This is a genomic window from Hydrogenophaga sp. (genome assembly GCF_011390835.1).
In the GTDB taxonomy this organism is placed as follows: domain Bacteria; phylum Pseudomonadota; class Gammaproteobacteria; order Burkholderiales; family Burkholderiaceae_C; genus Hydrogenophaga.
In genome coordinates this window covers 1-19,705 of the sequence record NZ_JAABRQ010000011.1, presented here as the reverse complement: position 1 = coordinate 19,705, position 19,705 = coordinate 1, and the positions used below count along the sequence as shown (strand labels likewise).

Below are 19,705 nucleotides of genomic sequence, written 5' to 3'. Positions count from 1 at the left end.
CTCGCGGCTCCGCCGCTGCGCGCGTCCTTATGGTCTGACGCCTTACTTGGCCACCGCGGCTTCGGTGATCGCCGCCAGCGCCTTGGCGATGTTGCCGGCTACCGGGCAGGACTCGACGGCGTGGCGCTTGGCGATCCAGGCCGGGTCGTTATAGCCGACCCAGACCTGCGCAGCAGCGTCTTCCCACACCAGGGCCTTGAGCGGCAGGTCGATGCCCACCGACTGCGCGCATTCCATGAACGGCGTGCCACCCTGTGGGTTGCCGAAAATCAGCACCTCGGTGGCGCGCAGCGTCTTGCCCACCTTGGTCGCGCCAGCCGCGTGGTCGATGCGGGCGAACACGTTCAGGCCTTTTTCCTTGGCCACGGCTTCGAGCTTGTCCATGGTGGCTTTGGCGCTGTGCGGGCTCTTCACCGCGATCAGCCCATCTGCCGCATGAGCGAGCGAGAGACTGGCGGCCAGCAGCAATGTAGCGGCAAGCGGTTGGCGAAATGTCATGGTGAATCTCCTTCAGTGGGTAAAAAAACAGATCAGGTGGCTGGCGCCCAGAAGACGCTGAACCAGCTTTGCGGATCGGTCCAGTGCGTCGCCGGTGCAAAACCCGCTTCGCTCAGCAGCGCAGCAAACGCGTCAGGCGTCCACTTGTAAGAGTTCTCGGTGTGGATGCGCTCACCGGCCGCGAAGTGGCGCTCGCCTTGTGGCCAGCGCACTGCATGGGCAGCCCGGGCCTGCAAGTGCATTTCGATGCGCGACTTCGCTTCATCGAAAAGCCCCACGTGATCCCACTGCGCGGGATCGAAGTCGGTGCCCAGAACCCGGTTCACATGCAACAGCAGGTTGCGGTTGAAAGCGGCGGTCACGCCCAGCGCGTCGGCATAGGCTGGCTCCAGCACCGCCTTGGGCTTGACGCGATCCACGCCGATCAACAAGCCACCACCGGCACCACCCGCCGCGCACAGCGCATGCGCCTGGCGCAGCAGGGTCAAGGCTTCTGGCGGCGTGAAGTTGCCGATGCTCGAACCGGGATAAAACACGGTGCGGGGCGCGTCGGCCGCGCCCTGGGTCGCGAGCCAGCGTTGCGCCGCCTCCGGCAGGGCCAGCTCGCTGGAAAAATCCTGCCCCAGCCCCAGCATGGGCAGGCCGAGGTGGCGCTGCTGCAGCGTAAGCAAGCTGGCGCGCAAGTAGTCCACCGAAATGTCCACCGCCACATAGGCCGCGGGCTGCAGCGGTGCAAACAGGCGTGCGGCCTTGGCGCAGCTGCCAGCGCCCAAGTCGATCAGCACCGAGCTCGGGGCGACGGCGCGCGCCATGTCTCGCCCGTGCTGCGCAAAAATGGCTACTTCGGTGCGCGTGGGGTAATACTCGGCCAGCTCGGTGATGGCGTCAAACAGGCGGGAGCCCAGCGCGTCATACAGAAATTTCGGCGCCACGCGCGCTGGCGACTGCGCCAAGCCGGACAACAATTCGGCCCGCACGGCCTGCTGATCGTCCTGGTGGACCTGGATGAAGTGGGGCTGTGGTGTTTCGAGGGACATGGGTGGGGGCGCAGGCAAGCCTGCAGCTGGAGACGCCGGAGCGCCATGAAAGGAGTCGGCGCTGGCGAAAATTTCTTACAGGGGATTTCACCCAATCCTCACCAGCCACCTCAGGGGCATTCTCAGGTTTTAATACTTTCTGCATTCGTTTGTTTGTCACACCAAGGAATTTCCCATGATCAACCTGAACCCGACCACCCGTTTCAAAGCCCTGATGGTGAGCGCGCTGTTCTGCGTCGCCGCGGCAGCGCAGGCGCAGCAGGTTTTCCGCGTAACCGCCATCCCTGACGAATCGCCAACCGAACTGGCTCGCAAGGCAGGGCCGCTGATGAAGTACCTGGAGGCGCGGCTGGGCATGCCGGTTGAGTTCACGCCCGTGACCGACTACGCGGCGTCGGTCGAAGCGCTGGTCAACAAAAAAGTCGACTTGGCCTGGTTTGGTGGCTTCACCTTTGTGCAGGCCAATGTGCGCTCCGGTGGCAAGGTGATCCCGATCGCGCAGCGCGAGGAAGACGAGAAGTTCAGGTCAGTGTTCATCACCAGCGACCCAAACATCAAAACCCTGGCCGATCTCAAAGGCAAGGATGTGAGCTTCGGTTCGCAGAGCAGCACCTCTGGACACCTGATGCCGCGCAGCTTTCTGATGGATGCGGGTGTCAACGCTGACAAGGATTTCAAACGCGTGTCCTTCAGCGGCGCGCACGATGCCACCATCGCTGCCGTCGCCTCTGGCAAGGTGCAGGCCGGTGCGCTCAACATCTCGGTCTGGGAGCGATTTGTCAACGAGAAGAAGGTGGACACCACCAAGGTCCGCGTGTTCTTCACCACACCGCCTTACTTCGACTACAACTGGACGGTGCACGCGGACATGCCCGCCGCGACCCGTGAAAAGCTGACCAAGGCTTTCCTCGACCTGAACAAGAGTTCGCCAGAGGGCAAGGAAATTCTGGATCTTCAGCGCGCCACCCGCTTCGTGCCGACCAAGGCCGAAAACTACAAGGGTATCGAGGCTGCCGCTCGCGCAGCCGCGTTGCTCTGATCGCCTGAGAGGTCGTCCGTTTGAAAATCGAGCTCAACGGTGCCAACGCGCGTCACCCGGCCGCACGGCCGGGGGCGTCACCCGCCATCCGGTCGCTTCGTCTGAACATCGATACCGGTGAGCAGGTGGCGGTGATCGGACCCTCGGGTGCCGGGAAAACCACGCTGCTGCAGGTACTGGCCTGCGCGCTTCCACCGAGCAGCGGTGTGTTCCGGCTCGACGGTGTGGCGCCCTGGCAGCTGTCGCGCTCGGCCTTGCAGCGCCTGCGCGGCCAGCTGTTTCTGGCGCCTCAGGTGCCCCCGTTGCCGCCACGCCAGCGTGTGGTGACTTCGGTACTGGCGGCACGCCTGCCTGCGATGGGGCTGCTGGCCAGCCTGCGCTCGCTGTTTTACCCGAGCGACATCCCGGCCGCCTTTGAAGCGCTGGACCGATTCGACCTGGCCGACAAGCTGTTCGAGCGGGTCGACCGGCTCTCGGGCGGCGAGCGCCAGCGCGTGGGCCTGGCGCGTGCGCTGCTGGCGCCGGCCAAGGCCTGGTTCATCGACGAACCGCTCTCGGCCCTGGATCCGACCCGCTCGCGCCAGGCCATCGACACGCTGCTACATGGTGCGCGCGAACGCAGTGTCACCCTGGTGGCCACGCTGCACCAGGTGGATGTGGCACTGGCGCATTTCCCGCGCGTGATTGGTCTGCGCGACGGCCAAGTGGCGTTTGACTTGCCGGCAGATCAGGTCACGCGCGAGCGACTGGCTGCGCTGTACGACCAGTTTGAGCACGAGCTGCGTGGCGAGGTCCCACTGCCTCCGCCCGAAGACGTCGCCAGACTGCAGCCCGTCGTGATGCATTGCCGCTGACCCCGATGACCACGCAGGCGCTTCGAGCCCCCGACCGCGACCCGGCCTGGATCGGTCGTCTGTTCTGGATCAGCGCCTTGCTGGTGGTGCTGTGGCCACTGGGTGTGGCCACCGAGTTCAAGCCCTGGGTCCTGGTGGAGCCGCGTAACCTGCAGGTGACCGGCCAGTTTCTTGGCAGCTTCTGGCCGCTCACACTCAACGCCGAATTCATGGGTCTGGTGCTGCGCGAAACCTGGCGCACCATCGCCATGGCCACCGCCGGACTCACACTGGCGCTGGTGGTGGCGGTGCCGCTCACCCTTCTCTCGACGCGTGTGCTGTCGATCTCGGCATTGTCCGGCGCCATGGCGCGCGGGCCCGCGTGGTTGCGTCAAGGTGTGCGCTGGTTCCTGGTGTTTTTGCGCAGCATGCCGGAGCTGGTGTGGGCGCTGGTGTTTGTGCGCGTCGTCGGCCTGGGTCCGACCGCGGGCGTGCTGGCGATCGCGCTCACTTACGGCGGCATGCTGGGCAAGGTCTACGGCGAAATCCTGGAAAGCGGCGAAACCCAGGCCACGCAAAATCTGTTGCGCAATGGCTCGGGCCGGCTGCAGGCTTTCTTCTACGGCCTGCTGCCGTCCAACGCGGCCGAGCTCACCAGCTACACCGTCTACCGTTGGGAATGCGCCATCCGCTCGTCGGTCGTGCTGGGCTTCGTGGGCGCGGGCGGCCTGGGCCAGCAGATGGACAACTCGATGAAGATGTTCAACGGCGGCGAAGTCGCCACGCTGCTGCTGGTGTTCATCGCGCTGGTGGCCCTGGCCGATCAGGTCAGCGCCTGGCTTCGCAAAGCGCTCGGATGAACAAGCCACACGCCGCCAACGAGGTCTACCGGCTGCCGCCGCCGCTGTTCAACGCGCGCTGCCGAGCCTGCTGGTTCATGGCGGCTTTGGTCGTGCTGATCGTGGTGAGCTTCTGGTCGCTGGATCTGCAGTGGGCGCAGTTTCTTTCGCTGGATGCCGCGCGCAGCATGGGCCGTTTTCTGGCCGAGTTTTTTCCGCCGGACCTGTCGACTGAATTTGTCACCAAGGTCGCCATCGGCGCCTGGGAGACGCTGGCCATGTCGGCACTTGGCACGCTGCTCGCGGCCGTGGTGGGCCTGGCTCTGGCCCTGCCCGCCAGCCGGCTGCACAGCAGCGATGCGGCCTGGGCCCGTGGACCGACTCGCCTGGTCCTCAACGCCCTGCGCAGCATCCCCGAGCTGGTGTGGGCCGCCTTGCTGCTGATCTCGGCCGGGTTGGGGCCCTTCGCTGGCACGCTGGCGCTGGCCTTGCACACCAGTGGTGTGCTCGGCCGTCTGTTTGCCGAAGCGATCGAAAACGCACCGCCCGGCCCGGGCGCAGCGCTGCGCGTGCAAGGCGTGGGCAACGGTCGCGTGTTTCTGTTTGCCACCTTGCCGCAGGTGTTGCCGCAGCTCATGAGCTACACCCTGTACCGCTGGGAAAACAACATCCGCGCCGCCGCGGTGCTCGGCGTGGTCGGCGCGGGTGGCTTGGGCCAGCTGCTGGCTTTCCACATGGGTCTGTTCCAGATGAACAAGACCGCCACCATCCTCGCGGCCATGCTGCTCATGGTGGCGCTGGTTGACGCCGCCAGCCACTTCTCGCGCCGCCTGCTCACAAGCTGAATCCATGATGCTGCTCACCCATCCTCAAGCCTGGGCCGTGCTCGGCGGCGCCATCCTGCTCGAAGTCGCGGGCACCACCTGCATGCGCCTGTCCGAAGGCTTCACCCGGCTCACGCCCTCGGTGTTGATCTTCGTGTTCTACGCGCTCTCGTTTGCGCTCAACACACTGGTCATCCGGGTGCTGGGCCTGAGCGTGGTCTATGGTGTGTGGTCGGGCGTGGGTACCGTGCTCACCGCGCTGATCGGCGTGTATTACTTCAAGGAGCCAGCCACCGCCATCAAGCTGGTCAGCATCGGCCTGATCATCATCGGTGTGATGGGGCTGCACTCCGCGTCGCGTGTCGCGGTGCCGTAAGAAAGCACGCCCAGGGTCGACACAGACAGCCATGACCGACAACGAACTCTCCATCGAACGCTACCGCAACAAGGCTGCGGGCTACGACGCTTCAGCCGAATTCACCATGCCGCTGCGCCGGCGCACCATCGGCCTGCTGAAGCTGCAGCCGGGCCAGACTGTGCTCGACGTGGGCGCCGGCACTGGCCTGAGCTACGCGCTGCTGCGCGAAGGCGTGGGCGACCAGGGGCGGGTGCTGGGCTTTGAACAAAGCCCCGAGATGTTTGCCGTGGGACAAGACCGGGTCGCTCGCGAAGGCTGGGCCAATGTGTGGCACACCAACCAGCCGGCCGAAACCATGGTGCTGCCGGCCCTGGCCGACGCGGTGCTGTTCAACTACACACACGACATCTGCCGCACGCCTGCGGCGGTGGCCAACATCTTTCGCCAGGTGCGGCCCGGCGCGCGCGTGGCGATGGCCGGCATCAAGTTCTTCCCCTGGTGGACCGGGCCGCTGAACCTGCTGGCCTGGCTCAAGAACCGACCGTACAACGCCAAGGCGGCCGACCTCTGGTCGCCGTGGAGCCTGGTGGCCGAGCGCTGCGACAAGCTTGAATGGCAGAGCACGCAATGGGGCATGGGCTACATCGCCAGCGCCATCTACCGAGGAGATCGATCATGAGCACCCCTGTGCCGCAAACCCGACCGGCCTCTTCGCTGGCCCAGCGCTACGCTGAGGTGCGCGCGAAGACGCTGGCACTGGCCGCACCGCTGTCCGAAGCCGACTGCCAGGTCCAGTCCATGCTCGATGCCAGTCCCACCAAATGGCACCTGGCCCATGTCACCTGGTTTTTCGAGACCTTCTTGCTGGAGCGTTTCGAAGCGGGCTTCCAGCCATTTCATCCGGCCTACCGCGTGCTGTTCAACAGCTACTACCAGGGTGTGGGCGATCAACATCCGCGCTCGCAACGCGGCCTCATCACCCGCCCCGACCTCGCCGAGATCAAGGCCTACCGTGCGCAGGTAGATGACCGCATGGCGGCGCTGCTGACCAAGCCTGTGCCTTCAGAAATGGCTGAACTGGTCACACTGGGCCTGCACCACGAACAACAACACCAGGAACTGCTGCTGACCGACATCAAGCACCTGCTGGCGCAGAACCCGCTGGCGCCGGTGTACCGCGCGCCCTGGCCGCTGTCCAGCGTGGCCAGCGTGCCCACGCAATGGATCGGTTTTGATGGGGGTGCGGTGCACATCGGTCACAGGGGCGATGGGTTTTCGTTCGACAACGAACACCCGCGCCACGCCGTGCTGCTCGCGCCCTACGCGCTAGCGAACCGGTTGGTGACCCACGGCGAGTGGCTGGCCTTTATGCAGGATGGCGGCTACACCGATGCGCGCTGGTGGATGTCGGCCGGCTGGGACTGGGTACAGGCACAGCAGGCGATCGCGCCGCTGTACTGGCAGCGCGACGGCGAAGGGGGTTGGACCAACTTCACCCTGCACGGGCGCGCGCGCATCGACCCCCATACCCCGGTGGTGCACATCAACTGGTTCGAGGCCGACGCTTATGCCCGCTGGCGCAGCGCACAAGACGGCGAGGCGATTCGCCTGCCGACCGAAGCCGAGTGGGAACACGCCGCCGAAGCATCGGGCGATGCCTGGACCGAACACGGCAACTTCTCGGAAAGCCGCGCGCTGCACCCCATGCCACCGCCGCGCGCCCGCGCGGGTCTGCTGCAGATGGGCGGCGATGTCTGGGAATGGACCGCCAGCAGCTACCTGCCCTATCCCGGCTACCGAGCCTGGGCCGGTGCCGTGGGCGAGTACAACGGCAAGTTCATGATCAACCAGATGGTGCTGCGCGGCGGCTCCTGCGCCACGCCACGCAGCCACATCCGCACCAGCTACCGCAACTTTTTCCCCACCGAAGCCCGCTGGCAGTTCAGTGGCCTGCGCCTAGCGCGCGACGCCTGATCCGCCACACAAGGAGAACGCCATGAACCGACGCGACACCCTCACCCTGCTGCTCAGCAGCGCCGCCCTGCTCGGCAGCGGCCTGCCCGCCGCCGCCCACGCCGCTGGCAACGCCGACCAGGGCCCACCCTTTCGCACCATGAGCGACGCCAGCGCCCAGCGCCTGATGCTGCTCGGCTACGACCCGGTGAGCTACTTCTCGCAAAACGCCGCGGTGCTGGGTAACCCGGCGATCCAGAGCGAATACCAGGGTGTGACCTGGCGTTTTGCCTCCGAACAGAACCGCGCCGAGTTCCTGCGCGACCCCGCGAAGTACATGCCGCAGTTCGGAGGTTTCTGTGCCAACGGCATCAACTACGCCGTGCCCTGGGGCGCCGGCGGTGGGCCGAACACCTGGCGCATCTACCGCGGCAAGCTCTACGTGTTTGGCGGCCAGTCGTCGCGCGACCACTTCGAAATGGCCACCGAAGAAAACCTCAAACTCGCCCACCAGCTCTGGCGTGACGAGATCGCTGGCTCCAACGCCGTGTTCGTTCGCTACAAGCGCCTGATCTTCCGTGTGCCGCACTACAAGACCGATGGCGCGCTGCAAGCCGAGTGGGAAGCCAAGCTGGCGGCTGGTACGCTGCCGGTGATGCCGGGCCAGCCGCAGGTGGTGCCGGCGACGCCTTGAACGGGCGGGCGCTCCGTCGACTGCGATTGGGTGTTGTTGACCTGATTCGGATTTTCGATTCGTCGGTGCAGACAGCTGCTTGCAGGGCTGCCCCTCGTGAGCTGGCGTTTCGCGCGCAAGGCCAGCCTCGACAACCAAGCCGTTTTGGGATGGCCACAAAGCGCCGTGGTCCTGACTTGGGCTGCCATGGCGCCCACGCATGTGCGGCGGCTGCAGCGCTCAGCCAGCTGGCGAGGGCATTGGGATGGCAACGGAGCCGGACCTCGCAGGCCAATCGCAGCCAGGCTCTGCCGAGGAGAGGTGGTGTGGACGGGTTGGCGAGGTCTGCGTCTGGTGCTGCAGGCCAGCATCGCCCTCAGGCACAGGATCAAGCGCGTCGCCTGATTTTCTCGGCAGACAAAGCCGTCATGAATTCCACGACGAAGTTGCAGTCTTCATCCTGCAGCACGCTCATGTCGCCCACGGCAACCGGTGCCACATAGCCACGAATGACTTGCAGGCCAGCAATGCGTTCATCGATTTTGGACAAGACTTCTCCAGCCAGCCGCTGAATGGCTTGCTCATCGATTTCACCGTAATCGCGATCGGACAGCAGCAGCGCGATTTCGGCCAGCGTGAAGCCGAGTTCCTTCAGATGCATGATGGCCTTGAGCCGATCCAGCGTATCGTTACCATATTGGCGATAACCGGCTTCGGTTCGGCTCTGTGGCGCAATCAACCCCTCCTCCTCATACAAGCGCAATTGACCGCGGGTGACGTTGGCGGCTTTGCACAAGGCACTGGTCGTCTGCAGCGACTTGAAAGCTTTCACGGCGATGACGTTCTTCATGATTGCGTGGAGTCAGGTGAGCAGGCCCTAAGGCACCTGCTTTTCAAATGTGGCGACCAGCTCGCCATGGCTGAGTGACCACGCATCCACCGCCAGGTAGTTGCTGGCTGGTATCGCGTTCAAGAAGGCCAGCGCCAGTTGGCGTGTGGCCACTTTCACCTTGGGGTTCAGGTTCAGGCCACCGGTGCCTGCGCGGTCAGTGAAGATGCTGTGCGACCCGTCTCTGAAAACGGCGAGCACTTTGGGTGCGGCACGCTCACGGCCCATGGCTTTGAAGATATCCAGGCGATCCTGGAGACCAGAGACGTAACCCGGGATCTGAATCACGTCGTCCGTGGCGGTGATGTGCAGCGTCGGAATGGCAATGCCGGCGAGTATTTCGCTGGGGTCCCCCATTCCATAGAAAGGGGGCGCTGAGATGAGGATGGCCGCACTGATTCTGGGGTCTCTCAGCGACACCGTTTGCCCGTGCTGCTCAACCTTTGCGCCCGCAATCAGCATGGTTGTGTTGGCGCCATAGGAGTGACCGGCGGCGACGATTCTCCGATTGTCGAACAGGGCGCCCTCTTGCGCGGCCAGCAACTTGTCGAGCGCATACCGAAGGTCTTGCACCCGATGGAGCGCCTCCGAGTCTTGCGCGGCATCGCTCAAGCGGGCAGGCAGGGCAAACGGGTTGCCAAACCAGAGCCGGCGGTCGCTGCCCACGTGCTGCACATGCAGGCTGCCATATCCGTGAGCGGCCAAGTAACGACCGAGGTAGCTGTACCCGTCCCTGGAGCCTCCGATGCCGTGTGAAAAGACGACCAGTGGCACCGAGCCCACGACCGCCTTGGCGGCGGGCAGATACAGCTTCGCGGGCACCCGGCGTTGGCGCTGGCTGTCAAACCAATCGAAGTCATTTGCGGTGAACCGTGAAGCATCCACGTCCAGTGCTTCAGTGGCGGACGATGCCAAAGCCGCCACAGTTTGCTGGGGTTCATGAGCGCGCGCGCCCATCAGGCTGAGCGCTGCAACACCAACAACCAGCCCACGTGCCAGACCAACCAGGTGGCAGTGCCGGGGCGTGCTGGGATCAGGATCTTTTTTCATGAGATTGGGAGCCATCCTAAACCTGGTACCAAGGTGCCAGGTCAAGCTCTTTCAATACCCTTGACTGAAGCCACCAAGGCACTTGACCTGGCACCTTGGTGCCGGGTTTTTAATCCTCCCATCGGCGAAAGCCCTTTGGAGATTCACCTTGGCCACACCCCCAACACCCCACAAAACAGCACTCATCACGGGCGCCTCCTCCGGCATCGGCAAGGCGCTGGCCCGCCACTTTGCGCAAGACGGCTATCAGCTCGTGCTGGCAGCCCGTGGCGTGGCCAAGATGCAGGCCTTGGCCGACGAACTGCAAGAGCAATTCAAGGTGGCCGCAACCGTCATCGGTGCAGACCTCGAAACCAACGATGGCGCGGCGAAGCTGCACTCGGAGGTCAAAGCGCGCGGCATGGTCCTGAGCGCCCTGGTCAACAACGCCGGGTACGGCGCCTTTGGTGAGTTCAAGGACTCGGCGCTGGCGCCAGAGCTGGCCATGATGCAGCTCAACATGAACACGGTGGTCGTGCTGACCAAGCTCTTCATGCCCGATTTGTTGGCCACGCGCGGCAAGATTCTGAATACAGCCTCCACGGCCGCTTTTCAGCCGGGCCCCTACATGGCGGTGTACTACGCCACCAAATCTTTTGTGCTGAGCTTCTCGGAGGCCATCGCGTCCGAGCTGGAAGACACCGGTGTGACCGTGACGGCGCTGTGTCCCGGACCGACGGCCTCGGGCTTTCAGGACAAGGCCGATCTGGGCAGCTCGGCACTGGTCAAGGGCAAGAAACTGCCGACCTCAGAAGCAGTGGCTGCATTGGGCTACCGCGCCATGCAGCGCGGGCAGCGGGTCTACATCCCTGGCTTCGTGAATTGGGCCATGGCGCAAAGCATGCGCATCACACCTCGCAACCTGGCCACCAAGGTGGTCAAGACCTTGACCAGACCCATCGCATAAGGCCCAAATCATGATCAACCACATGAGCAGCTACTTCGCAGCAGAGAAGCAGGAAAGTTTGATATTCATCGCCGTTGGCCTGCTGGCCATTGGCATCAGCGTCTGGCTCTGGATGAACGGCCATCGCCTGAAGTCCATGGCCTACCCGCTGGTGGTCATTGCACTGATGCAGATGGCGGTGGGCGCTTCGGTCTACCTGCGCACCGACACGCAGCTGTCCACCTTGAGCGCTCAGCTGAATGCGAACCCTACGGCGTTGAAGGCGGAAGAAACCACCCGAATGCAGACGGTGATGAAAAACTTTTCAATCTACAAGGCGGTCGAAATGGTGCTGCTGATCGGCGGTGTTGGCATGATTGCCTTTCTGCAGCGTTATGACATGGCAGCGGGCATCGGTGTAGGTCTGGTCTTGCAGGCAGCCTTCACGCTGACGCTGGACATATTTGCCGAGGCCAGGGGTGCAGACTACTTGTCTGCGATGGGTTCGATTCCAACCTGATCCGCTGGGAGTGACACGCCGGCCAAAGGCGAGAGGCTGGCGGCTGACCAGGGCGGATTCACCCCACCAAGGCCCGTCGCACATGACCTGGATGAGGTGGCCGCAAGGCAACACACTAACAGCCGCAACGCTGCCCCGCCCAAACAGCCCCCCGAAAGTCTCTTTCAGGAACATCAAGCCGCGTGCAGCGCCTGCAGCGCCGCGCCTTGAGCCAGCGTCTCCCGGTACCCCGCCTCCATGGCGCGCTCGCGGAACTCGCGCGACAGACTGACCCAGTAACCGAAGTCGGGCTTCAGCACCAGATCGGCCTGCTCGGCGTCGGCGTTCACCAGTGCCTGCTTGCGCAGGTCCGAGGCGCGGTAGCGCTCGGCGCCGGCTGGTGCACGGTCCAGGTGGGCGCTGGCGTCGATGGCTAGTATGCTCTGCGCGCCCAGGGCTCGGGCCACGCGCACGGGGAGCGGCGTGGTCCAGTCGGCGTCCACGTAGCGCTCACCCCGAATGCGCACCGGCGCAAACTGGCCTTCGATGGCGCTGGACGCCTGCACGGCCAGGCCGACGTCGCCAGCGGTGAAAGCCACGGCAGTGTGGTCGCGCTGGCGCGCGGCCACGCAGGCCATGGCCAGGGGCATGTGCTCCAGCCTCGTCTTGGGTGCTTGCTCGCGCACCAGGTCGGCGATGGCGGCGCCGCTCAGACGCTCATCCTGGCCCCAGGCCCAGCGCGCCAGCGAGAGCGGCTGAAACTCCAGCGCCAGGGCTTCGATGGCGCCCGCATTCAGCCCTGCGGCGTACAGGCTCCCGACCAGCGCGCCTGCCGAGGCGCCGACGATGAGGTTGGGCGCCAGCCCCAGTTCCTCAAGCGCCTTGAGCACGCCCACATGCACAAAGCCGCGCGGCCCGCCCGAGCTGAACACCCAGGCGGTGCGCGGCGAACGCGACAGCGGCAATGCCTGCGGCGCGTCGGGACCGCTGTGGTCTCGGTCAGGATTGAGCGTGCAGCCGGCCAACGCGGCGGCGCCGCCGAGTAGCAGACTGCGCCGGGAGAGCGAGCGCGACACTGCCGGTGCGCTCGGTTCCCGTGTAGCGGCGTTCACAGGCCCGCCAGGCGGCACCATGGCGTCACGCACCAGCGCGCTGCACTCATGAGCTCACCCGGACGGCCCTCACCGGGCCGAGGCCATGCAGCACCGGCGAGTGCGGCACGGTGGCGGCGGGGTGATCGGCAGGCGCTGGTGCGGTGTCGGCATAGGGCGCTGGCCAGCTCAGCAAGGCACTGGCCGCTTCGCAGCGCGCTTGCAGGTCGGCTTCGTCAAGCCCACCCAGGTGGGTGATGCCGTAGCGGTAGCTGCCCAGCCACTTGTAATCGCGCGCCACCGAGCCGGGAGACTTGGGGTACGGAAACAGCAGGCCATCAGGAAAGGCGCGGTGGAAGGCACGCTGCTGGGTGGCATCGGGCATGCGCACCGAAGCTGCCGAGTCGAACGCCCGATACACAAAGCTTGCGGCGGCGCCTGCAGTGGGTGAGGCGCGCGGCGCCGTGGCCGGGTCGCGCCCATGCGCCAGCACCAGGCCCATGGCGTGCAGGTCCACACCAAGCACACGCTGGTACAGGTCGGAATACTGCGAGGCCATGCGCGGGTTGAACTCGATCACGGTCAGCCGGTCGGTGACAGCATCGAAGAAAAACTCCATGTTGAACAGGCCGTGCGTGAACCCCACCGCCGCGAGAAAGCGGCGCGCCACGTCGAGCGCTCGCGCCTGCACGGCGGGCGCGAGCCGGGTCGGTAGCTGGTGGCGCATGAAGGCCTGGGTGCCGGGGTACATGATGGCGTCGACCACGCCGATGGGGTGAGCCTGGCCGTTGAACACATAACCATCGAGGTTGAACTGCTCGGCCTGCACTGGCGCCTCCAGCAGCATTCGGTGGGCGCTGGGCACCTGCGCGCCAAGGCGCTCGCGCACCATGCGCTCGAAGGGCTCGACCAGGCGGCGGATCACCCACAGCTCCCAGGCACCAAAGCGGGTGTGGCGGTGCAGCTCGCTGTGGTTGTCGACGCGGCGCGCCAGCACCGAAAACGCAGCCTTCACCGGCTTGACAAAGCGCGGGTAGTCCAGGCCGGACGGAATGGGTGCGCCATATTCGGCATCGAGCAGCTCGAACGGCACATTGGCCTCCGGCGCCACGCGCTGTAGCACCTGGCGCGCGTAGAGCTTGTGCTGGCAGGCCAGGATGGCGTTGACGGGCGTGCCGGGCCAGCCCATGCGCTCGGCCAGCAAGGCTGCGGCCAGGGCGCCAAACTGTTCGTGATGCGACGTCACCGCCTGCCAGCCGCGCAGGCGAGCTCGCTGCACCAGCGTTTCCACATACCGCCCCATGTCGAACCAGGCCAGGCGGGCATTGCTGGGGAAGGTGAACAGGTCAAAGCCCGATCGGTCCAGCGCCAGTCCCTGCCCCGCTGCCGCCCGGGCGTGGCCGAGGGCATCCCAGTCGTAATCAAAGAGGATCAGGGTGCGGGGCTGGATGGGCATGGGCAGTGGTCGGGCGCTGTCGGTCAAAGGGTAAGCCATTCGAGGCCGGGGCCTGGATGCACCGGGTCGACCCCGTCATCCGCTGCCGGCGGACTTGAGTCGTTCAAGCCGCCAGATTCTTACAAACGCTCAGCGCGGCAGCAGGCGAAGCAGCTCGCCATTGCGCGCATCGGTCAGCAAATAGATGAAGCCGTCCGGGCCCTGGCGCACATCGCGCACGCGCTGGTTCAGGTTGGGCAGCAGGCGCTCTTCTTTCACCACCCGTGTGCCATCCAGCGTGAGTCGGGCCAGGTAGCGGAACTTGAGCGAACCCACCAGCAGGTTGCCGACCCAGTCCTTGCCATAGCGCTCGCTGCTCACAAACGCCATGCCGGAAGGCGCGATCGAAGGCGTCCAGTGGTGCAGCGGCTGCACCAGTCCGGCCTTGGCGGTGATGCCCTCGCCGATGGCGCCACCGCCGTAGTTCTCGCCGTAGGTGATCACCGGCCAACCGTAATTTTTGCCGGCCTCGGGGCGGTTGATTTCGTCGCCGCCCTGAGGGCCGTGCTCCAGCTCCCAGAGCTGACCATCGGGGCCGAGCGTGGCGCCTTGAGGGTTGCGGTGACCAATGCTCCAGATTTCCGGCAGCGCACCGGCGCGGTTCAGGTAGGGGTTGTCGGGGTGCGGGCTGCCATCGGGCTTCACGCGAACCACCTTGCCGTGGTGGTTGTCCAGGGTCTGCGCGTCGGCCATGCGCTGGAAGCGGTCGCCCAGGGCGAGGAACAGGCTGCCATCGGTGGCCTGCACGATGCGGCAGCCAAAGTGCAGCCGGCTGCTGTACTTCGGTTTCTGGCTGAAGATCACCCGCACCTGCTCCAACGATCGCGCGTCGGCTGAGAGCACGGCCGAGGCCATGGCGGTGGAGTTGGCGGAGCCACTGGCGGCGGGCTCGGCGTAGCAGAAGTGCACGGTGCGGTTGCGGACGAAGTCGCGGTCGGTGATGAGGTCGAGCAGGCCGCCCTGGCCTTGCGCTACGACCGGCGGCACGCCGGCCAGCGGCTCACTGACTCGGCCATCGGCGCCGACCACCCGCATGGTGCCGGGCCGCTCGGTGACCAGCACCCGTCCCTCGCCGATGAATGCCATGGCCCACGGGTTCTCCAAGCCCTTCGCCACGACCTCGGTACGCACCGCAGACGACTGCGCACCTGACACGGCTGGCCAGATGCTGGCGGCCAGCACAAGAACGGTGGTGAGCAGGGCAGGTTTCATGGGTGGACTCCAGTAGATGGGCCTGTGGGATGTCTGCGCACCGCTGCAGGTTCCCGGATCAGCCGAACGGCCGCACACCGAACAGGACCGCGTGCAGCCAGAAAGCGAACAGCGCGTAAACCGCGAGTCCACCGACGAGCGCGATGGCGTCGTTCAGTGCGCGCGGTGGTCCCAGCGGCAGGCTGCGCAAGAGGCCGGCGGCGGCGCGGCGCTTGACCGAGATGCGGTCGGCGATGGCCCAGACCAGAAAACCACCAAACAGCAGCACATCGGCCAAGGTGCCACCGGTGACCGATTGGGCCAGTAAGTGCGCCAAGGCCCAGAACTTCACCGCCAGCAGCATGGGGTGTTTCACAAGCGCCTGGATGCGCCCTGGCAAATACGCCGCGAACAGCAGCACAAACACCGGCAGCATGAGCAAGGCAGCGAGGTGCCGAAACCCACCCGGCAAGCTGTAGAGCAACACGGGCGCTTCGCGCGCCTGACCGTAGCCCCAGACGATCAGGCCAAAGCCAACGATCGACACCAGCGTGTACAGACCTTTCCACGGCCCTTCGCCCAGGCGTTGCACCCAACGGTTACGCGCATGCGGCGCAACGATGGACACCGAATGCACGCCGAGAAACAGCATCAAGCCGAGGATCAGCCAGGCCATGCGGCACCCCCTCTTGGATGGACTAACAAGGCAGACCGCGCCGCGCCTGCAGCCAGGCCGGCGGGTCCTGCAGGCAGACTGGCCGCAGGAAGCGGTCCAGCGCGGCATCGCCCAGCGAGGTGTGTTGCGGCTCAGTCGTCACCGGCCAGGGGCCGCCGTGGTGCTGCGCTGGCGAGATGGTCACGCCAGTCGGCACGCCGGAGAACAGCACGCGCCCGGCGATGGCGGTCGCTGCGCGCACCAGCGCGTGGTTGTCTGGCGTGTCGGCGTCCGCTCCCCACAGGGTCACGGTGAGGCTGGCGCCCACCGCACGCAGCGCCTCGATCACCTCATCGCGGCTTTCGGCGCGCACCAGCAGACAAGCCGGGCCAAACACCTCGTCGCGCAGGGCTGGGCGCTCCAGGAAACGAGCCGCACTCACCTGGAACAGCTGGGACAAAGGCGCCAGCGGCGTGCCGGGTGGTGCGAGCAGCGGGTGTGCACCGTGGTCGAGCCAGCTGCGCACACCGGCGTCAAACGCCGAGCGGGTGCTTGCACCCAGCATGGGCTGGGGCTTGTGCTGGCCGAGCAGCCGAGTGAGCTGGGTCACGAATTCATCTGACGCGGGATCCTTGAGCAGCAGCACCACGCCAGGGCTGGTGCAGAACTGCCCACCCCCTTGGGCGATGGTGGCGGCCAGCGCAGTCGCCAGCTCGGCACCGCGCAGCGCCAGCGCCTCGGGCAGAGCCACCACCGGGTTGGTGGCGCTGAGCTGTCCAAAAAAGGGGATCGGCCTCGTTCGCGCCTGCACCAGCGCCTGCAAGGCCAGGCCCGAACGCTGGGAGCCGGTGAAGGCCACAGCCGCCAGCTGCGGGTGACGCAACAGGGCGGCGCCGATCTCGGGCTCGGCACCCTGCACCATGCCCACCAGACCTTCAGGCAGGCCGTTAAGTGCGAGCACCGGTCGCGCCACCGCGTGAAGGCGCTGCGACAAACCAGGGTGACCCGGGTGGGCCTTGACGATCACCGGGCAGCCCGCGGCCAGTGCCGACGCGGTGTCACCACCGAGCACCGACGAACCAAACGGGAATGCACTGGCGGCGAACACCGCCACCGGACCCAGCGGCAGGCGCTGGCGCATCATGCCCGGGTGACCGCGCGGCGGGGCACCTGGCACCGCCGGTTCCACCAGAGCGGCGATGGGCACCCCGGCCTCGGCCAGCTCGGCAAAGCGGCGCAACTGGAACGCACAGCGCTCCAGCTCGCCCGCCAGGCGCACCGGGCCGAGCGCGGTCTCGAGTTCGGCCCAAGCCACGAGGGTCTCAGCATCGATCTCCAGCGCACCAGCCAGACCGCGCAGCAGCTGCGCGCGCTTGATCGGGGCGCTGCTTGCCCAGGCGTCAGCGGCCGCGGCGGCGTGCATCACCGCGGCGTCGATCTCTTCAGGGGTGGAGGCGGGTATCGGCTTGCCGCGAGGCTCACCGGTGCGGGCATTGACGGGTTGCAGGGTGCTCATGAACGTGGACCACGCGGCCGCAGCAGGCGGCGAACACCGTCAAGGGTACCCCGAAAGCACCGTATCGATGAAGGCACCCATGGCACGGCCGAGCTTGCGGTAGCCCGTGGGGGTCAGGTGGATCTCGTTGATCCAGTCCCCCGAGCGCCCGGAAGTGCCCGGTGCGGCGGGCGCCAGGGTCTGCAAGACTGCTGAATCGAAGACATGCACTTGCGACAGCGCGCCCGGCAGGCCGCTGCCCTGGTCTAGCGACAACAGCAGCTCGCGCAAACGGGTGAACAGCAACTCGGCCAGCGCCTGCCAGTCGGCCTCGGGGATGGCGTAGGCCACCATCGCGGGGTACAACCAGCCGCGCGGCGCCCCCACCGTGCCCGAAGGTCGCACCACCGGCACCGCGTAGGTGTGCAGAAACAGCGGTCGACCGCGGCTCGGACCCTGGTCGCGGCGCAGCACCAGCTCGGCGTAGTTAACCCGCAGGTAGGTCGCCAGCCGGTTCCACCCGGCTTCGCTCACGTAGCGCGCGGCGCCCTGGGCAGTGGTGTTGGCCGCCACCTCGTTGGCGGTCAGCAGCAGGCGGCCCTCGGCCGGCACCGGCTGCCCCTGGCCGCCCTGAGAAGGGGTCTGGGCGGCATCAATCAGGTCGTTGCCACCGCCGGAGATCAGCACCGCTTCCCAGTAACTCGAAAAGTTGGGCTGGCGCAGAAAGCGGTCGAAGTACGGATCGTGAAGGTTGTCCACCATGTGCTGCAGCGTGTGGCCCGGGTAGGCGCAGCTCACCACCGCGGTGGAGCGCCGGAATTCCAGGTTGAGCAGGATGTTGGACGAGCGCGGCAGGTTGAGCGTGCCGATCGTGAACCACGAATCGCCCTCGGCCAGTAAGCGCCGGCCGTAGTCGCTGAGCGGCGGCGGGTAGGCGCTGAAGATTTCGTGGGCTTGGAACACGTCGGGGCGCATACGGTCTCCTCGGCTTGGCGCGGTCTGGCTGCCCAGAATAGCCGCCGCTTCGGCCAACAACAACCCAATGCCCGCAGCGGGCGCCCATGCATCCCTCGCCCTGGGGAAAGCTAGACCCTGTTTTCCCTCGCCTGGGTGCGCCGCTCGCTTGCGCAATCGATGTGAAGTTGCGTGCGCAAGCCTAGCCTGCAGTTGGCATGGTGCGTGATCCCGAGCGGCTGACCGCAGCGCACGCGAACAGCCGAGCCATGCACCGCCGTTCCACCACCAATTCAAGAGTTTCACCATGAGCAACGTCATTGGCCATCCGCAACCCGACCGCAACGAGCGCGCCACCCAGACGCAGTCGATCCGCACCGCCGCGCACAGCGCACCTCAACGCGGGCAGGCCCGCACCAGCACCAACGGCGAGGAGCTGGCATACGGCGACAGCTACGCCGGCAACTTCCACAAGGGCCTGCCGCACGGACCTACCGGCTTTGTCGATCTGACGGCCTACCGCGAATACAACGACACCCTGCTGCAACAAGACCACGCCCGCTTCGAAGGTCTGCCGGTGGGCGCCAACTTCCCCGCCGCCGTGCCCGATCCCGCGCTGCGCACCGCTCTGGCGGAGCTGCAGGCCAAGATCCCGGCCAGCATCCTGAGCGCGATCGCCGCCAAGAACACGGCGGACACCTCGGGCGCGCCCACCGCGTCGGCCGGTATCTTGGCACCCAATGGCAACACTGGCGACCTACCTGCGATTACCGCTGGAAAGAACTACCTGCGACCCATGGCCTCTCCTGAAGGCTCGCCCACCCACCCGGCCTACGGGGCCGGCCACGCCACGGTGGCGGGCGCCTGCGTCACCGCGCTCAAGGCGTTTTTCGAGATGTACCTAGCCGACGGCGTGACCGAGCTGCCCTGGCAGCTGACCGCCGGCCAAGGTCCTGGCGGCAGCGGCGCCTACGGCTTCGGCAAGGTCTATGTGGGCAACAAGGCGGTGCTGAATAAAGCAGCCGGCTCACCAGCGCTCACGGTACAGGGCGAGCTCGACAAGCTGGCGGCCAACATCGCCATCGCGCGCAACGTGGCGGGTGTGCACTACTACACCGACTTCTTCGCCTCGCTGCGCATGGGCGAGCGCATCACCGTGTCCATCCTGGATGGAGCAGGCCATGCTGTACGGCGAACGCATGTCGATGAGCTTCACCAGCTTCGACGGTGACCGGGTGCGCGTGGCGGGACGAGACGGCCACGCCACCGTCTCGGTGGTTGATCGCACCGGACACGCCCTCTCGGCTGCCGAATGGTATCGGAGGTACCGTTGAACAGATGTGAGCGCATTCCCCAGCCTGGGCGCGAGTCAGGGTGGGGTCTAGCGAACGGCGCTTGCTAAAGCGC

The 19,705-nt window shown here is 66.0% G+C and carries 22 protein-coding genes; 12 read left to right on the top strand and 10 right to left on the bottom strand.

The window, feature by feature from the left end; genetic code table 11:
- Positions 1-42: 42 nt before the first annotated feature.
- On the bottom strand, positions 43-498 hold the full coding sequence (locus GPT34_RS08295; RefSeq protein WP_291010967.1) for a DUF302 domain-containing protein: 456 nt from the start codon (positions 496-498) through the stop codon (positions 43-45).
- Between the two features lie 32 nt (positions 499-530).
- A complete protein-coding gene (gene egtD / locus GPT34_RS08290) occupies positions 531-1,535 on the bottom strand; it encodes an L-histidine N(alpha)-methyltransferase (protein ID WP_291010963.1) in 1,005 nt (334 codons plus the stop codon).
- Positions 1,536-1,749: 214 nt separating this feature from the next.
- On the opposite strand from egtD, the gene GPT34_RS08285 reads away from it, so the two are divergent.
- The 8 genes from GPT34_RS08285 to GPT34_RS08250 are packed head-to-tail and all read left to right on the top strand — an operon-like array spanning position 1,750 to position 8,075.
- A complete protein-coding gene (locus GPT34_RS08285; RefSeq protein WP_291011173.1) occupies positions 1,750-2,574 on the top strand; it encodes a putative selenate ABC transporter substrate-binding protein in 825 nt (274 codons plus the stop codon).
- A 20-nt stretch (positions 2,575-2,594) separates the two neighbouring features.
- Positions 2,595-3,428, top strand: coding sequence for an ATP-binding cassette domain-containing protein (locus GPT34_RS08280; protein WP_291010960.1), 834 nt, complete (start codon positions 2,595-2,597; stop codon positions 3,426-3,428).
- A 5-nt stretch (positions 3,429-3,433) separates the two neighbouring features.
- Entirely contained in the window at positions 3,434-4,267 is an 834-nt protein-coding gene (locus GPT34_RS08275; RefSeq protein WP_291010958.1) for an ABC transporter permease, read from the top strand.
- Positions 4,264-5,091: a phosphonate ABC transporter, permease protein PhnE gene (gene phnE / locus GPT34_RS08270; protein WP_291010955.1), complete on the top strand. Its 828-nt coding sequence runs from the start codon at positions 4,264-4,266 to the stop codon at positions 5,089-5,091. Before GPT34_RS08275 ends, phnE begins: the two co-directional genes overlap by 4 nt.
- Before the next feature lie 4 nt (positions 5,092-5,095).
- Positions 5,096-5,446 carry a multidrug efflux SMR transporter gene (locus GPT34_RS08265; RefSeq protein ID WP_291010953.1) on the top strand — a complete coding sequence of 117 codons (351 nt, stop codon included), beginning with the start codon at positions 5,096-5,098 and terminating at the stop codon, positions 5,444-5,446.
- Positions 5,447-5,477: 31 nt separating this feature from the next.
- Positions 5,478-6,107 (top strand): methyltransferase domain-containing protein, encoded by a 630-nt coding sequence (locus GPT34_RS08260; RefSeq protein ID WP_291010951.1) that lies wholly within the window; start codon positions 5,478-5,480, stop codon positions 6,105-6,107.
- Positions 6,104-7,402 carry an ergothioneine biosynthesis protein EgtB gene (gene egtB, locus GPT34_RS08255; protein WP_291010949.1) on the top strand — a complete coding sequence of 433 codons (1,299 nt, stop codon included), beginning with the start codon at positions 6,104-6,106 and terminating at the stop codon, positions 7,400-7,402. The genes GPT34_RS08260 and egtB overlap by 4 nt, the downstream gene beginning before the upstream one ends.
- Before the next feature lie 22 nt (positions 7,403-7,424).
- Positions 7,425-8,075 (top strand): YHS domain-containing (seleno)protein, encoded by a 651-nt coding sequence (locus tag GPT34_RS08250; protein ID WP_291010948.1) that lies wholly within the window; start codon positions 7,425-7,427, stop codon positions 8,073-8,075.
- Positions 8,076-8,442: 367 nt separating this feature from the next.
- On the opposite strand, the gene GPT34_RS08245 is transcribed toward GPT34_RS08250, so the two are convergent.
- Positions 8,443-8,904 carry a MerR family transcriptional regulator gene (locus tag GPT34_RS08245; RefSeq protein ID WP_291010946.1) on the bottom strand — a complete coding sequence of 154 codons (462 nt, stop codon included), beginning with the start codon at positions 8,902-8,904 and terminating at the stop codon, positions 8,443-8,445.
- 27 nt (positions 8,905-8,931) lie between these two features.
- Positions 8,932-9,993 carry a hypothetical protein gene (locus tag GPT34_RS08240; RefSeq protein WP_291010943.1) on the bottom strand — a complete coding sequence of 354 codons (1,062 nt, stop codon included), beginning with the start codon at positions 9,991-9,993 and terminating at the stop codon, positions 8,932-8,934.
- Positions 9,994-10,141: 148 nt separating this feature from the next.
- Between GPT34_RS08240 and GPT34_RS08235 the strand changes: the two genes are divergently transcribed.
- Together GPT34_RS08235 and GPT34_RS08230 are read left to right on the top strand one after the other, a co-directional pair.
- On the top strand, positions 10,142-10,939 hold the full coding sequence (locus tag GPT34_RS08235) for an SDR family oxidoreductase (protein ID WP_291010941.1): 798 nt from the start codon (positions 10,142-10,144) through the stop codon (positions 10,937-10,939).
- A 10-nt stretch (positions 10,940-10,949) separates the two neighbouring features.
- Positions 10,950-11,438 carry a hypothetical protein gene (locus GPT34_RS08230; protein WP_291010939.1) on the top strand — a complete coding sequence of 163 codons (489 nt, stop codon included), beginning with the start codon at positions 10,950-10,952 and terminating at the stop codon, positions 11,436-11,438.
- A gap of 173 nt (positions 11,439-11,611) precedes the next feature.
- Here the strand turns inward: GPT34_RS08230 and GPT34_RS08225 are convergent, their stop codons facing one another.
- The 6 genes from GPT34_RS08225 to GPT34_RS08200 all read right to left on the bottom strand — a co-directional run bounded on the left by GPT34_RS08225 (position 11,612) and on the right by GPT34_RS08200 (position 18,319).
- Positions 11,612-12,562, bottom strand: coding sequence for a patatin-like phospholipase family protein (locus tag GPT34_RS08225; RefSeq protein WP_291010937.1), 951 nt, complete (start codon positions 12,560-12,562; stop codon positions 11,612-11,614).
- Positions 12,563-12,575: 13 nt separating this feature from the next.
- Entirely contained in the window at positions 12,576-13,964 is a 1,389-nt protein-coding gene (locus GPT34_RS08220) for an ATP-grasp domain-containing protein (RefSeq protein ID WP_291010936.1), read from the bottom strand.
- Positions 13,965-14,093: 129 nt separating this feature from the next.
- Complete coding sequence (locus GPT34_RS08215) at positions 14,094-15,215, bottom strand: PQQ-dependent sugar dehydrogenase (protein WP_291010935.1); 1,122 nt, start codon at positions 15,213-15,215, stop codon at positions 14,094-14,096.
- A gap of 58 nt (positions 15,216-15,273) precedes the next feature.
- Positions 15,274-15,870 (bottom strand): NnrU family protein, encoded by a 597-nt coding sequence (locus GPT34_RS08210; protein WP_291010934.1) that lies wholly within the window; start codon positions 15,868-15,870, stop codon positions 15,274-15,276.
- 22 nt (positions 15,871-15,892) lie between these two features.
- Positions 15,893-17,365 (bottom strand): aldehyde dehydrogenase family protein, encoded by a 1,473-nt coding sequence (locus GPT34_RS08205; RefSeq protein WP_291010932.1) that lies wholly within the window; start codon positions 17,363-17,365, stop codon positions 15,893-15,895.
- A 39-nt stretch (positions 17,366-17,404) separates the two neighbouring features.
- On the bottom strand, positions 17,405-18,319 hold the full coding sequence (locus GPT34_RS08200; protein ID WP_291010930.1) for a hypothetical protein: 915 nt from the start codon (positions 18,317-18,319) through the stop codon (positions 17,405-17,407).
- Positions 18,320-18,605: 286 nt separating this feature from the next.
- On the opposite strand from GPT34_RS08200, the gene GPT34_RS08195 reads away from it, so the two are divergent.
- Positions 18,606-19,529: a hypothetical protein gene (locus tag GPT34_RS08195; RefSeq protein ID WP_291010927.1), complete on the top strand. Its 924-nt coding sequence runs from the start codon at positions 18,606-18,608 to the stop codon at positions 19,527-19,529.
- Positions 19,480-19,632, top strand: coding sequence for a hypothetical protein (locus GPT34_RS08190; RefSeq protein ID WP_291010924.1), 153 nt, complete (start codon positions 19,480-19,482; stop codon positions 19,630-19,632). The genes GPT34_RS08195 and GPT34_RS08190 overlap by 50 nt, the downstream gene beginning before the upstream one ends.
- The last annotated feature ends 73 nt before the right edge of the window (positions 19,633-19,705 follow it).